The organism is Gracilibacillus ureilyticus (genome assembly GCF_900111195.1).
Taxonomy (GTDB): Bacteria; Bacillota; Bacilli; order Bacillales; family Amphibacillaceae; genus Gracilibacillus; species Gracilibacillus ureilyticus.
Genome location: NZ_FOGL01000028.1, coordinates 16,968 through 28,674, shown reverse-complemented (window position 1 = coordinate 28,674; position 11,707 = coordinate 16,968). Strand labels below are relative to the sequence as shown.

Annotated in this window: 19 protein-coding genes; 14 read left to right on the top strand and 5 right to left on the bottom strand. The window is 37.6% G+C overall.

The window, feature by feature from the left end; all coding sequences use genetic code 11:
- Positions 1 to 650: 650 nt before the first annotated feature.
- On the top strand, positions 651 to 1,163 hold the full coding sequence (locus BMW36_RS19360) for a DinB family protein (RefSeq protein WP_425431962.1): 513 nt from the start codon (positions 651 to 653) through the stop codon (positions 1,161 to 1,163).
- 141 nt (positions 1,164 to 1,304) lie between these two features.
- Here BMW36_RS19360 and BMW36_RS19355 read toward each other — a convergent pair whose 3' ends face one another.
- Entirely contained in the window at positions 1,305 to 1,697 is a 393-nt protein-coding gene (locus BMW36_RS19355) for a DUF1259 domain-containing protein (RefSeq protein WP_089744212.1), read from the bottom strand.
- Positions 1,698 to 1,924: 227 nt separating this feature from the next.
- Here BMW36_RS19355 and BMW36_RS19350 point away from each other — a divergent pair, with 227 nt between their 5' ends.
- Positions 1,925 to 2,323 (top strand): hypothetical protein, encoded by a 399-nt coding sequence (locus BMW36_RS19350; RefSeq protein WP_089744210.1) that lies wholly within the window; start codon positions 1,925 to 1,927, stop codon positions 2,321 to 2,323.
- A gap of 35 nt (positions 2,324 to 2,358) precedes the next feature.
- Here the strand turns inward: BMW36_RS19350 and BMW36_RS19345 are convergent, their stop codons facing one another.
- Positions 2,359 to 2,721: a hypothetical protein gene (locus tag BMW36_RS19345; RefSeq protein WP_089744208.1), complete on the bottom strand. Its 363-nt coding sequence runs from the start codon at positions 2,719 to 2,721 to the stop codon at positions 2,359 to 2,361.
- Between the two features lie 127 nt (positions 2,722 to 2,848).
- Between BMW36_RS19345 and BMW36_RS19340 the strand changes: the two genes are divergently transcribed.
- The gene (locus BMW36_RS19340; protein ID WP_089744206.1) at positions 2,849 to 3,079 is read left to right on the top strand and encodes a hypothetical protein; all 231 of its coding nucleotides are present in this window, start codon (positions 2,849 to 2,851) and stop codon (positions 3,077 to 3,079) included.
- 182 nt (positions 3,080 to 3,261) lie between these two features.
- On the opposite strand, the gene BMW36_RS19335 is transcribed toward BMW36_RS19340, so the two are convergent.
- Complete coding sequence (locus BMW36_RS19335) at positions 3,262 to 3,783, bottom strand: GNAT family N-acetyltransferase (protein ID WP_089744204.1); 522 nt, start codon at positions 3,781 to 3,783, stop codon at positions 3,262 to 3,264.
- Between the two features lie 125 nt (positions 3,784 to 3,908).
- Between BMW36_RS19335 and BMW36_RS19330 the strand changes: the two genes are divergently transcribed.
- The 4 genes from BMW36_RS19330 to paiA all read left to right on the top strand — a co-directional run bounded on the left by BMW36_RS19330 (position 3,909) and on the right by paiA (position 5,540).
- Complete coding sequence (locus BMW36_RS19330) at positions 3,909 to 4,265, top strand: DinB family protein (protein WP_281243084.1); 357 nt, start codon at positions 3,909 to 3,911, stop codon at positions 4,263 to 4,265.
- Positions 4,262 to 4,393 (top strand): DinB family protein, encoded by a 132-nt coding sequence (locus BMW36_RS20790; RefSeq protein ID WP_342707281.1) that lies wholly within the window; start codon positions 4,262 to 4,264, stop codon positions 4,391 to 4,393. The genes BMW36_RS19330 and BMW36_RS20790 overlap by 4 nt, the downstream gene beginning before the upstream one ends.
- A 147-nt stretch (positions 4,394 to 4,540) precedes the next feature.
- Complete coding sequence (locus BMW36_RS19325) at positions 4,541 to 4,993, top strand: MarR family winged helix-turn-helix transcriptional regulator (RefSeq protein ID WP_089744203.1); 453 nt, start codon at positions 4,541 to 4,543, stop codon at positions 4,991 to 4,993.
- A 25-nt stretch (positions 4,994 to 5,018) separates the two neighbouring features.
- Complete coding sequence (paiA, locus tag BMW36_RS19320; protein ID WP_089744201.1) at positions 5,019 to 5,540, top strand: spermidine/spermine N(1)-acetyltransferase; 522 nt, start codon at positions 5,019 to 5,021, stop codon at positions 5,538 to 5,540.
- A 47-nt stretch (positions 5,541 to 5,587) separates the two neighbouring features.
- Here paiA and BMW36_RS19315 read toward each other — a convergent pair whose 3' ends face one another.
- Positions 5,588 to 6,367, bottom strand: a complete 780-nt coding sequence (locus tag BMW36_RS19315; RefSeq protein ID WP_089744198.1) for a CPBP family intramembrane glutamic endopeptidase — start codon at positions 6,365 to 6,367, stop codon at positions 5,588 to 5,590.
- Between the two features lie 145 nt (positions 6,368 to 6,512).
- Here BMW36_RS19315 and BMW36_RS19310 point away from each other — a divergent pair, with 145 nt between their 5' ends.
- From BMW36_RS19310 to BMW36_RS19290, 5 genes are all read left to right on the top strand, one after another.
- Complete coding sequence (locus tag BMW36_RS19310) at positions 6,513 to 6,707, top strand: hypothetical protein (RefSeq protein ID WP_089744197.1); 195 nt, start codon at positions 6,513 to 6,515, stop codon at positions 6,705 to 6,707.
- Positions 6,708 to 6,847: 140 nt separating this feature from the next.
- Positions 6,848 to 7,384, top strand: coding sequence for an ATP-binding protein (locus tag BMW36_RS19305; RefSeq protein WP_089744195.1), 537 nt, complete (start codon positions 6,848 to 6,850; stop codon positions 7,382 to 7,384).
- Positions 7,385 to 7,428: 44 nt separating this feature from the next.
- Positions 7,429 to 8,127 carry an FAD-dependent thymidylate synthase gene (gene thyX, locus BMW36_RS19300; protein WP_089744193.1) on the top strand — a complete coding sequence of 233 codons (699 nt, stop codon included), beginning with the start codon at positions 7,429 to 7,431 and terminating at the stop codon, positions 8,125 to 8,127.
- 17 nt (positions 8,128 to 8,144) lie between these two features.
- The gene (csaA, locus tag BMW36_RS19295) at positions 8,145 to 8,474 is read left to right on the top strand and encodes a chaperone CsaA (protein ID WP_089744191.1); all 330 of its coding nucleotides are present in this window, start codon (positions 8,145 to 8,147) and stop codon (positions 8,472 to 8,474) included.
- Positions 8,475 to 8,643: 169 nt separating this feature from the next.
- Complete coding sequence (locus tag BMW36_RS19290) at positions 8,644 to 9,930, top strand: serine hydrolase (protein ID WP_089744189.1); 1,287 nt, start codon at positions 8,644 to 8,646, stop codon at positions 9,928 to 9,930.
- Here BMW36_RS19290 and BMW36_RS19285 read toward each other — a convergent pair.
- Positions 9,927 to 10,214 carry a transposase gene (locus tag BMW36_RS19285; RefSeq protein WP_089744188.1) on the bottom strand — a complete coding sequence of 96 codons (288 nt, stop codon included), beginning with the start codon at positions 10,212 to 10,214 and terminating at the stop codon, positions 9,927 to 9,929. The genes BMW36_RS19290 and BMW36_RS19285 overlap by 4 nt on opposite strands.
- Before the next feature lie 86 nt (positions 10,215 to 10,300).
- Here BMW36_RS19285 and BMW36_RS19280 point away from each other — a divergent pair, with 86 nt between their 5' ends.
- A complete protein-coding gene (locus BMW36_RS19280; protein WP_089744186.1) occupies positions 10,301 to 11,122 on the top strand; it encodes an aminoglycoside adenylyltransferase domain-containing protein in 822 nt (273 codons plus the stop codon).
- Positions 11,123 to 11,149: 27 nt separating this feature from the next.
- Positions 11,150 to 11,707: a DUF4256 domain-containing protein gene (locus BMW36_RS19275; protein WP_089744184.1), complete on the top strand. Its 558-nt coding sequence runs from the start codon at positions 11,150 to 11,152 to the stop codon at positions 11,705 to 11,707.

Sequence of the window (11,707 nt, the reverse complement as noted above, 5' to 3'; positions counted from 1 at the left end):
GGATAGCCTAATCATAACTGGCGGGTGCGCTGGTGTTCTTAGGAATCCCCCACTTCAAACAGTTCGCAAGAGCAGTTAAGTGGCGGGTAGTTCAACATATGTATTGTGTCACTGCTTCTAATAGTTTCTTTTGGGCTGTATAAGTGGTAATTGATAGAGAACAAAGACTAGATACCATAATTTTCTCTTCCTTAATTATAGCATATATATTTGATCATTTTGCTGATAGCAGGTCAGAATTGGAAGACAGGGATGAAACAGAAGCTTCACTTTCTAATAAGGCATCTTGGTTAAGTTACTGGATTCTAATGATCTGTTTGGGAATAATTCTATTTGCAGCGGAAGGAACGGGAATGCTTACAGAGCTAGAAAATATACCTTTGGTCATCTGTTTTTCGTTAAGCATAGTCATTTACCCGATGGTTCGGGCGATCATATTTTTAATAGAGCATAGGGAGTGATGACTTCATGATTAAATATTTGTCAATGTTATGTGCAGCCTTTCCCTATTAATTATCGTAATGAATCTATTTATCGATAAACACTATTATAGAAGGGGAACACAGTACAATAAGGGATGGCTTAATTCTCTCTGATGGGAAGGGGTTTTGAAAATGAAATATGACTTGCTGAGTAAATTTGATATGAACGTGCTTTACTTAATCAAAGATATTGATGGTTTTACACGGGATATTAGTCATCTGGTTTCAATGATGACATGGGCAAGGGCAACAACGCTTGAGACAGTTAACGGATTGTCAATGGAGCAGCTGGATTTTTTAGTCGATAAAAACAGTAACTCAATCGGTGCCTTACTTTCTCATGTTGCTGCAGTCGAGACACTTTACCAAGTAGTTACATTTGAAAACAGATATTTTAATGAGGAAGAAATGAAGCTCTGGGGAACAGGGCTGGAGCTCGGCGGAAAAGCAAGAAAGGAAATTATAGGTTATAGTATCGATCATTACTTAACCATATTAAAAGATGTTCGCCAAACTACATTAAACGGATTAAATGAGAGAAATGATGAGTGGCTCTATGAGGAAACGAACTGGTGGCGAGACAAACCTGCAAACAATTATTTTAAGTGGTTTCATGTTTATGAAGATGAGATTAACCATCGAGGGCAAATGAGAGTGATAAAAAAACTTTGTAACAACTAAAGAATCTCATCTGATTTGGTCCGCAATACTTTTTTGCCCCAAAAATATATTAAACTGTAAAAGGAACAAAATGAATGGAAGAGTCCATCCATTCTATTCCTAAACTGTTTCCGGTTGTATAGTCAAACTGAGCCATGCGTCTTAAACTTTCAGGACTTTTATGGAATCAGCTAATTTACGGGCGAAATCTTCCGGTTTTTCAACAGATTGGACGTGCAAATATTTGATGCTAGGCTCTGCAAATAACCAGTGATTATGCAATGCTGTTATGGTTAGATCGTTTTTCCCCAGGGCTCTTGTAAAATCAGGGATTTCTTCAGGAAGTAAAACAATTTCCGCATGGTTTAAGGCTGTGCCATCTTCTTCTAGTGCTTCAAAATGGATTTCCATGCTTAATTCACTTTTAAATGGACGGCCTTGAACGGTTACATCTAAATCTCTTTCCTTCTCTACCGCACCCATGCCGTCCTCAGTAGAAACTTCTGCATCAAGTATTTCTCCGAATTTTTGTGCGATACTTTCTAGATCTGCCATTTTATCAGCTCCTATTTAAGTCTTATAAATCATTTCCTCACAAATTCAATTGATAAACATCTTCTTCCAGAAAATTCTCTTCCTAAGTGTTCGGATTCGGTGAAGTGAAATGATGGTAATTTCCAGACAGACAATTTGTATGAAAAAATGCAGGTAATTTAATGGAAGTTATGTTAAAATGGCATTATAAAAATTTACCATTTCTTACTAAGTGAGGAGGTAGGAATTTGAAGAGAGCTACAGTTCTATTAATCTTGCTCGTATTGATACTTTCCGCATGTAGTGATACTGAAAATGTCCAGGCAGACAACAATCTGTCCGTAGAAGAAAATGTCAGACTTGAAATAGAGAGTGCGTTGATGAAAATTGTGGAGACTCCATCTTCGTCATCTAATCCTTCTGATTATGTAAAAGCAAGTCAAGAAGAATATGACTATATTGTAGGGCTAGGAAACAATGGGTTGAATTACACTCTTAATAAATTTAGTATTTCAGAAAGTGATGGATTAACAGAATATGTGATGGCAATGGCTTGTGCGGAAATCTTGGGTGATTTAAACCCAGTTAAAGAATGGGACACAGGGAGAACCTGGTATAATAAATACGTTTCATTACCAGCGGGTTAATTAATGAAAGAAATGGAATGCTGCAAATCTTTTCTTTAAAATTCCCGTTGTTCTTCAATTTTTAGCATTTCTTCATCTATAATTTCGACTAATTCCTGATTGCTGAACATATAAAGAACAACCTCTTTGTCATCATCTTCCATATGGATTTCAGCCTGAATCCGTATTTTTGCTGGCTGTCCTTTAAATTTTACATCAAAGGTTCCGATTTCTTTTACTTCGTTGTCTTCTTTCATTGTGTTAATTTCAGATTGTATAGTAATGATTTCGTCTGTTTTAAAACCAGAATCCAGTACAGTGGAGGATAAATGATTTAAAAAAGGTTCTACTTCCTCGATATCAAAATTCATACCTGCTGCTAATGGTGCTTCTTTAAAACATTTCTTCTTGTAAAACATAACTGCTCACCTTCAATTTTTTCGTATAGTCTGCGTGAACATAAATATTATTATTCTGAACTATTCTATCAATTATTAATGGGAATTTTTTCTATAGGAACTTCGAAATGGGATGGAGGGATTTTCAGTGAATCGATTATTCGGCATTTTAATAATAAGTTTAACATTACTAACATGTGGGATTATCTGGCAATTACCTACAAGTCCCGGACTGTCTGAAGGGACAATTATATTAGTTGGAATAACTTTATTGATAGGCTTTTCATTGGCTATTCCAGGAGATGAAACAGAAAACCGGGAAGAGTCCTATCTGTCTGACGAAGAAATTGAAAAAGAACTGGAAGAGAATTTAAAATAAAATGGTTAATTGTCAGGTAAAAATATCGAGTTACATTAACATAGAAAACATTTAAAAAAATTCAGAACAAACGTTTGCTTTTTGATTTAAAGTGTTGTATACTATCCTAGAAGGGGAAAGAAAAAATCAACGGGTCAATTTGTAAGAAGATTAATGAAACCCTCTTGTTAAAACACCTCTGATCATTCCAACACTAACTGATACGCTTTCCGTTCTCCATCAGCAAATCCAAAATGAATCATACCTCTATAGCAAAATCCTGCACTAAAAATAACTTTTTCCATAATAACATTTTCGGGATATGTATCAATTCGGATATCTAAATATTCCAGGTTTCGGGCTAAAACAATTAAATCATGGATCAATATTTTCGCCAATCCCTTGCCACGCACATTTCTATCCACTGCAATACGGTGGATCGCCACATAATTTTTTGAACTGTATTGCCAACTACCCTGATTAATATTTTCATAGGCATGATCCGGTCCTGGCACCAGTACACCATAACCCACAACATTCTGATCATCCACTAAAACATAAGCATATCCATTAATAATATCGGCTTGCACTGTCTCACCATTCGGCCCTTGGCCATTTTGCCACTGTGGCAGACCTTGATCTCTTAAATAAGCAATGCCTTCCTCGAGTATTTTCATAATGGCATCCATGTCTGTTGAACGAGCTTTTCGTGTATATATCGTCATTTCCTGTCCCCCGCAATCCTGTTCTGTTTTTTTATCATGCCAAACATGTGGATATGTTGCAAGGAATTATATTTTGGTATACTAAGAATATTTTTAAAATACTTAAAATATAAGGTGGGACAGTTATGGAAAAAACAGATTATGAATGGGTAAAACAAACAAGAAAGATATTATTGGATCAATGCAAGCAATTGAATGAAAATGAATTAACTAAAGAATTCGGTTTTGGCTTTCATAGTATAAAAGATTCTCTCATCCATATTGCTGGTTGTTATCATGCTTGGCTCGGCTCTTTTGTCCTGTCGGGAACCTCTTCGCCCTTATTATCTAAGGAAGAAATTAGAATGATGGAGATAAGGGATATAGAACAGTATTTTCAGCAAGCAGATATTTACGTAGATAAAGTTTTGGAAAAATCATCCGATCAATGGAATGAAGTGATGGAAAAAAACCTTCATGGAAAACTGGCGGAGAGAAGATAAGGAAAACACCGCATCAGTTATTAACACATTCGATAACACATGAATTCCATCATAAAGGGCAAATCGCAGTAATGCTTCGACTGCTCGGACATACACCTGAAAATACAGACGTTTTAAGACTTACATAGCAGGTGTGACTAACATCGTGAGAAGGAATTAGCTACTTCGAGAAATTATTGAATTATTGCATTTTGTTGCAAATACAACAAAAATCGAATATCATTATATTAGAAGTATTTGTTGCAACTGCAACAATATTCGAAAGGGGTTAATTAATGAGTGATATTCTTCGAGAGATCGGTATGATTGCAAGGGCGCTCGATTCAATAAGTAATATAGAATTCAAAGAATATGATCTTACAAAAGGACAGTATTTGTATATTGTACGGATCTGTGAACATCCGGGCATTATTCAGGAAAAGTTAGCGGAAATGATTAAGGTTGACCGAACTACCGCTGCACGTGCGATAAAAAAACTTGAACTACATGGATTTATTGAGAAAAAAGCAGATGAAAACAACAAGAAAATTAAAAAAATATATCCTACAGTAAAAGGGGAAAGTATCTATCCTTTTATAAAAAGAGAAAATGATCATTCGAATCATATGGCGCTAAAAGGATTTACTGAGACAGAAGCAGAAACCCTTTATTATCTCCTTCAAAGAGTCAGAGGAAATATTGATAAAGAATGGGAATTTGTGAAAAAAGGAAACAAGAGAAAGTACTAAGCAAACAAAGGAGCACTTTAACACAATGACAATAGTTATGAAAACTTGCACAATGGATGATTTATCAGCACTAAAGGAAATTAGTACTCAAACATTTAAAGAGACATTTCAGCACCAGAATTCTCCTGAAAATATGAATGCCTATCTGGAGAAAGCTTTTAACACGGAGCAACTGAAAAAGGAATTAGCCAATCACTTTTCTCAATTCTTTTTTCTGTACATCAATGATGAAGTAGCTGGGTATGTAAAGATCAACAGAAGTACTGCTCAATCGGAAAATATGGGTGATGAATCACTCGAGGTGGAAAGAATCTATGTGAAAAGTAATTTTCAGAAGCAGGGTCTTGGAAAATATATGTTGAACAAAGTAATGGAAATGGCCATAGAAGAACACAAAGAGAAGATCTGGCTGGGAGTGTGGGAAAAAAACGAAAATGCCATTGCTTTTTATAAAAAAATGGGGTTTGTTCAAACAGGTATGCATTCTTTCTTTATGGGAACGGAAGAGCAATTTGACTATATTATGACCAAAACACTGATTAATTAAAGGAGAACCTGTACATCTCAAGTTCTCCTGATATTAACGCCATTTACTTAATAAAAGATAGACATAAAAATCACATGGATAAAAAAATCTGCTGCCATATGGGAAATGATCGCATATTCCAATCCCTTTTTCCAATATAAGTATCCGAACCATAATCCTAAAAGTCCGTTCAAAACGATTGCTCTTAAAACGATAACTGCAGACAACTCACCAAAGACTGCGATCGTTGCAGGTAAATGTCCGAGACCGAATAATATGGCGGTAAGGAATATGGCAAAATAGTAGACACCGTTAGGAATATTTTCTTTCTTGATCATTTTGGCAATGAGCCAGACAATTAGGGTCATACCAAATAGCCGCAGCAGCAACTCTTCCGTAATTCCACCATAAAACATGGCAAGCAAACCTTGCCACCAGATAGTTACAGGATTTTCACCATCAGGTAGATCTATAAATGGCGAAAAAACAAACAGATCAAGCAGAATAGTAGCGAGTGATCCGATAAATGCACCGACAATGCCTAGCAAAATCCACTTTTTTGAGATGGGTGGAATTCTCCTTTCGTAAACAATCCCTTCCAGTATCGGTGCAGCCAATCCAGCTCCACGCTGAAGTCTCACACCGATTAAAACAAGGAAAAATAACAGAAAGGACTGAAAAGCAGCATTCACTGCCACAACTACTGGTACAGGCATTGCTTCCATACCAGATTGATAGAAATCATCGTTCATCATTGATGTCATCTGGTAAGGAATGATCGCAGCGATACCTAGTATTCCTAAGATTGTTAGTAAAAGAGTTAATTTTATTTTCCACTTTCTGATCATTCTATCACTCCGTTTCGTTATGTAATTTGCATCAGAATTCATGGATATACAGGTAAGAATAGTGTATCATATTTTTTATGATTGGTAATTAATTCCCTTTTCATTTATTAAAGGATATTTTTTTGCAAATAGGGAGGGTGCATAATTGTTTATTAGCAGAGCATTAATTTTACTAGGATTTGTATTTGTCAGCTTTAGTACAGTCTTATTAGTTATGGGTTTTTTTGCCGATAACGCTGATCCTATATTGCCGTTGTTTGCATTACTTAACGGCCTGATAGCAATGGGAACGGGTGATATTCTAATAGAACTGAAACAGAAAAACAAGCCGTTGGAGTAAAAATAATTAGCAAATAACTTGAAAACATATGATAAAGTATAGATAACTAGCAGAAAAATATACTCCATAGATGAAAGCGCATAATTAAAAGATCCGCGCTTTTCTTACAAGATCTTTTAAGGAATCTAGGGGGAAGAAGTATGAAAAGAAACATCCACATTTTAGGGGCTTCGGGAGCGGGCACCACAACCCTTGGTGCTTCTTTATCCAAGGTTTTGCCACACAGACATCTTGACACAGATGATTACTTTTGGATAAACAAATTTACCAAACAAAGGCAAGCGGCTGAAAGAAGAACAATGCTTGAGAATGATTTATCCGAGAATGAAAACTGGCTGCTGTCTGGGGCTGTATGTGGCTGGGGTGATGATCTGAAAAATTATTTTGATCTCGTTATTTTCTTATGGATTCCGCAAAATATCAGAATGGGAAGGCTTAAACAGAGAGAATATGAAAGATACGGGGAAGAAATTTTCCCGGGCGGGAGCAAATATGAACAATCAAAAACATTCCTCGAGTGGGCAGCTTTATATGACAGTGCCGGAATGGAAGTAAGGAGCAGAGTTCTGCATGAAGATTGGATGGCAGGTCTTACATGTCCTATCTTAAAAATTGAGGGAGATTATTCTGTAAGTGAGCGTGTCGATTTTGTTCTCGATTATTTACATTCATGCTAAGCATAGTGATCTAAGTTGCAGTATAAAAAAAGGAGTATAAAAGAATGAAAAAACTGGATATTTTGAATGGTGGATATGTTATTTTACAGGACTTTATGGGATCGGATTTGTCTGTAACCAATTCAGCAAGGGTGTCTTACAATAAGAAAAAGGATGCGCTTGATGAAAAAGATACAAAGCTGATTGATTTTTTAGCAAGGGAAGGACATACAAGCCCGTTCAGACATACTTCTATCCAATTTGAGGTGTATGTACCTCTATATGTTGCCCGTCAACATTGGAAGCATATTATTGGCTCAGGATTTCAGGACCCGTTTGTTGCCTGGAATGAATCCTCCCGCCGCTATATTACTGAAGAACCAAACTTTTTCATTCCTGAAGCAGATCAATGGCGATCAAAACCGGACAACTCCAAGCAAGGTTCAGGAGAAACACTTAGTGAAGCGCAAGGAATTGTTCTGACTGAAAAACTGAAGAAATACATAACTGAAGGGGAACGGTTTTATGAGGAAGCGATGGAAGAAGGGGTGGCACCGGAACAGGCCCGGTTATTTCTTCCTGCATACTCGATGTTTGTAAGATATTACTGGACAGGCTCCCTGCAAGGTGTGGCTCACTTTCTTAAATTGAGACTTCCAGAAGATGCACAATATGAAATTAGGGTGCTGGCTGAAGCGGTGAAGGAGTTAACTCAGGAGAAATTTCCTTTGTCACTTGGGGCTCTCTTAAAATATTCGAAGTAAAATTGGAGGAGATTTCATTGACTACAATAGAAGATTTTATGAAACTTGATATCCGTATCGGAACAATCAGAAAAGCAGAAGAGTTTCCTCAAGCGCGTAAACCTGCCATTAAATTAGAGATTGATTTTGGGGAATTGGGTATCAAGCAATCATCTGCCCAAATCACCAAAAGATATCAGCCGGAAATACTTATTGGCAGACAAGTCGCTGCAGTCGTTAACTTCCCACCAAGAAGAATCGCAGGTTTTAAATCAGAAGTGTTAGTCATCGGCGGTGTCCCGGGAGATGGGGATGTCGTTCTGTTAAGGCCAGACGAACCAGTTGAGAACGGGACAAAAGTAGAATAGGTGAAGCAATTCCATAATGAAGATACCGGTAAAAAATTGCACCCATTGAAACCTTTTTCATTTTACATCGTATGAAATATTACAAATGTAATCTTAAAGTTTCTATTCATCCCACCATTTTTCACGGGAAAGAAAAATAATATGAGATTTTATAGAAAGGGTTTTTGCGATGTATCTTTATTTATGGATTGTGTTTGCAGGGTTAATTTTATTAACGGCCTTCCCGTTAATATCACCAAAAAACAGAACAAAATGGAAAATCAGCCAAGCGATTATTGTCACCTGTTCGGTCATCCTGGCGGTTTTTGTAATTGAATTTTTACAAATCCCTCCATTCTTGCCGATTATATTCGTCGTCATCGTTAGCTTCCTCACAGATAGATCCACCTACACGAAAACAGGACTGATTATTACTGGAACAGTAGTAATCCTGCTTGGAGCGGGTGCTTATTATTTGTTTCATGATGACCCGGATTATGTCGAAAACTATATGGAAGACCACCCTGATTTAGCGTCACTCCATGTGAGTGTTGATGGGGAAACAGTTATCAGCCAGCAAGGGGAGGAGAAACGCCCGCTAGCAAGTGTTGTAAAGACAATTATCGCTATCGAATTTGCCAATCAGGTGGCAGAGGGGGCGATTGATCCGGAGGAACCCATCTCGCTTTCTGAACTGGATAAATTTTATCTAGCTAATACGGATGGTGGAGCGCATCCTGCCTGGCTGGAAGATATGAAAGCCAATAATAAAATAACCAACGACCAAGTGACCTTACATGAAGTTGCGAAAGGTATGATTCAATACAGTTCCAATGCCAACACGGATTTTCTTTTGGGAAAATTGGGAGCAGATTCTGTTAACAGAGTAATAGAAACATTAGAGTTGGAGCAGCATGATCCGGTATACCCGCTCGTCTCTGCATTATTGGCTTCCCCTTATTTAAATGATCAGCATGACGGGAACCTGAGTGATCGTGAACTAGAGGAAATGCTCCTGGATATGACAATGGAAGAGTATAGAGAACTGGTCTGGGAGATACATGAAAAATTAAATAATGATGAGGCAGACTTTTTCGATGAGAGTCCTTCCGTTTCGATGGACTTACAGAGAATCTGGTCCGATCGGCTGCCGAATGCGAGCGCAGAAGATTATGCTAAAGTAATGGCTGCCATTTCCAATAATACGGCAACAATCCCCGGGGGTGAAGAAATCCTCCGTGAACTAATGGAATGGCCGATGGAAGTGCATGAATCCAACAGGGAAAAGTATGCTCACCTCGGGGCAAAGGGCGGTTCTACAGCTTTTGTCTTAAACCAGGCGCTTTACGCAGAAGATCATAACGGGAAAAAAGTTGAGCTGATTATCTTCACAGAAGGATTTTCTTTTATTGAGCAGATAAAAATGAACCAAAACATGAATTCCTATATGCAGAAAGTGCTTGAAGAACATTTTTAAACACTTTTTGCGATAAGATTCATTAATAGATAAACAGTATAAATCCCTAAATAAGCTCCAGTAATCAAGAAAAAGGGATTCAGAAAAAGGCCATGGATGTTTGTCATAAACACCGTATTATCTCGAATGATCTGATAAACGCTGATAGAAGCAATATTCCCAAAGATTAAAAGTGCCACAAGTCCAGCAGCATGAAAGACTGTTCGCATCCTGGCCCACTTTTTTTGAATGAGAAACATGAGAGTAGGAGCAACAATACTTCCGACAATAAGCAGATAACTCACCTTATACCTCCTCTCATACTATTTAAAGATTATAACCGAAAAGGAATCAAGCTAAACGGTTCTGTTAAAATTAGAGGAGGAAAACAATGAGCCTGCCGAAAATAGTTGAAACTGTTCTTGATGATTACCTTGACCTTGTTGATCAGCATTTTCCTGACATAGTGAAAGGGATATTTATCCATGGTTCTATTGCCCTTGATGCATATGTGGATGATTCCAGTGATATTGACTTTATCACGGTAATTAACCAACCGCTAACAGAGATAGATGCAGAGACTTTATTTGCCATACATACGGTTATAAGGGAGAAATATCCGAAGCCAGAATTGGACGGAGTATATATTCAATCGCCCGATTTCTCGAAACTATCTGTGAATGACAGGGGAAAATATTTTTACTATAACAGTGAAAAATTACTCTTTGGTGAATATTTTAATTTTAACCCTGTCACATGGTGGATCTTGAATAATAAAGGAATTACTATATTAGGAAATGAGCCTGAAGCATGGAGTCCCGACATTCAAGTAGACGAGTTAACTCGATATGTCCGGGATAATATGAACAGTTATTGGAAAAATTATGTGAGTAAAGCTGAACAATCCTTCGAAAAATTAGTTCATCTTCCAACAGAGGAAATTGATTTCCAAATCGAATGGACAGTTCTTGGATTGCTGCGCCAGTTTTATACATTAAATGAGTATGATATTATTTCCAAGCTGGGCGCGGGAAAGTACGGACTGCAGCAGCTACCTGCCGAATGGCATTTAGTAATTAAGGAAGCGATCCGTATTCGAAAAGGATCAAGAAAAGCAATATTTAACTCAGATAGAGAGCGGGTAGAACAAACAATAAACCTCGCCAAATACATAATGATAGAGTGTAATAAATTGGAAAATAATGTATCATAAGTGTGATAAAAATTAGGAGGGAACAAGATGCCGAATAAGTTGTCAGCAGAGCAGCAGGACGAAATACTGCAAATTTTGAAAGCGCGATTTGAAAAGAATAGGCACCGTCACCAGGAGATGGAATGGGAGAAAGTTGAATCGAAGCTTACGTCCAATCCGGAGAAGCTCTGGTCGCTTAATGAAATGGAAAAAACAGGCGGTGAGCCGGACGTGGTGGTGCTTGAACAAGATAAAGATGCATGCATTTTTTATGATTGTTCCGCAGAAAGTCCGAAGGGGCGCAGAAGTGTATGTTATGACAGAGCAGCACTGGAATCTAGGAAAAAACACAAACCGGAAAACAGCGCAGTGGATATGGCTGCAGACATGGGAATTGAGATGTTAACAGAAGAACAATACCGGGCATTGCAGGAAGTGGAGAATTTTGATAAGAAAACGTCAAGCTGGGTACAGACCCCTTCTGATATTAGAGAACTTGGCGGCGCGCTTTTTTGTGACTATCGTTTCGGACATGTCTTCGTCTATCACAATGGAGCAGAATCTTACTATGGAGTAAGAGGATTCCGTGGTATGTTGAGAGTATAG

Bases quoted from the DNA above. Each gene is read 5' to 3' on its own strand.
- BMW36_RS19355 (WP_089744212.1), bottom strand. From the start codon at position 1,697: ATGGCAGATCTAGAAAGTATCGCACAAAAATTCGGAGAAATACTTGAT.
- BMW36_RS19345 (WP_089744208.1), bottom strand. From the start codon at position 2,721: ATGTTTTACAAGAAGAAATGTTTTAAAGAAGCACCATTAGCAGCAGGT.
- BMW36_RS19335 (WP_089744204.1), bottom strand. From the start codon at position 3,783: ATGACGATATATACACGAAAAGCTCGTTCAACAGACATGGATGCCATT.
- BMW36_RS19330 (WP_281243084.1), top strand. From the start codon at position 3,909: ATGGAAAAAACAGATTATGAATGGGTAAAACAAACAAGAAAGATATTA.
- BMW36_RS19325 (WP_089744203.1), top strand. From the start codon at position 4,541: ATGAGTGATATTCTTCGAGAGATCGGTATGATTGCAAGGGCGCTCGAT.
- paiA (WP_089744201.1), top strand. From the start codon at position 5,019: ATGACAATAGTTATGAAAACTTGCACAATGGATGATTTATCAGCACTA.
- BMW36_RS19315 (WP_089744198.1), bottom strand. From the start codon at position 6,367: ATGATCAGAAAGTGGAAAATAAAATTAACTCTTTTACTAACAATCTTA.
- BMW36_RS19305 (WP_089744195.1), top strand. From the start codon at position 6,848: ATGAAAAGAAACATCCACATTTTAGGGGCTTCGGGAGCGGGCACCACA.
- thyX (WP_089744193.1), top strand. From the start codon at position 7,429: ATGAAAAAACTGGATATTTTGAATGGTGGATATGTTATTTTACAGGAC.
- BMW36_RS19290 (WP_089744189.1), top strand. From the start codon at position 8,644: ATGTATCTTTATTTATGGATTGTGTTTGCAGGGTTAATTTTATTAACG.
- BMW36_RS19280 (WP_089744186.1), top strand. From the start codon at position 10,301: ATGAGCCTGCCGAAAATAGTTGAAACTGTTCTTGATGATTACCTTGAC.
- BMW36_RS19275 (WP_089744184.1), top strand. From the start codon at position 11,150: ATGCCGAATAAGTTGTCAGCAGAGCAGCAGGACGAAATACTGCAAATT.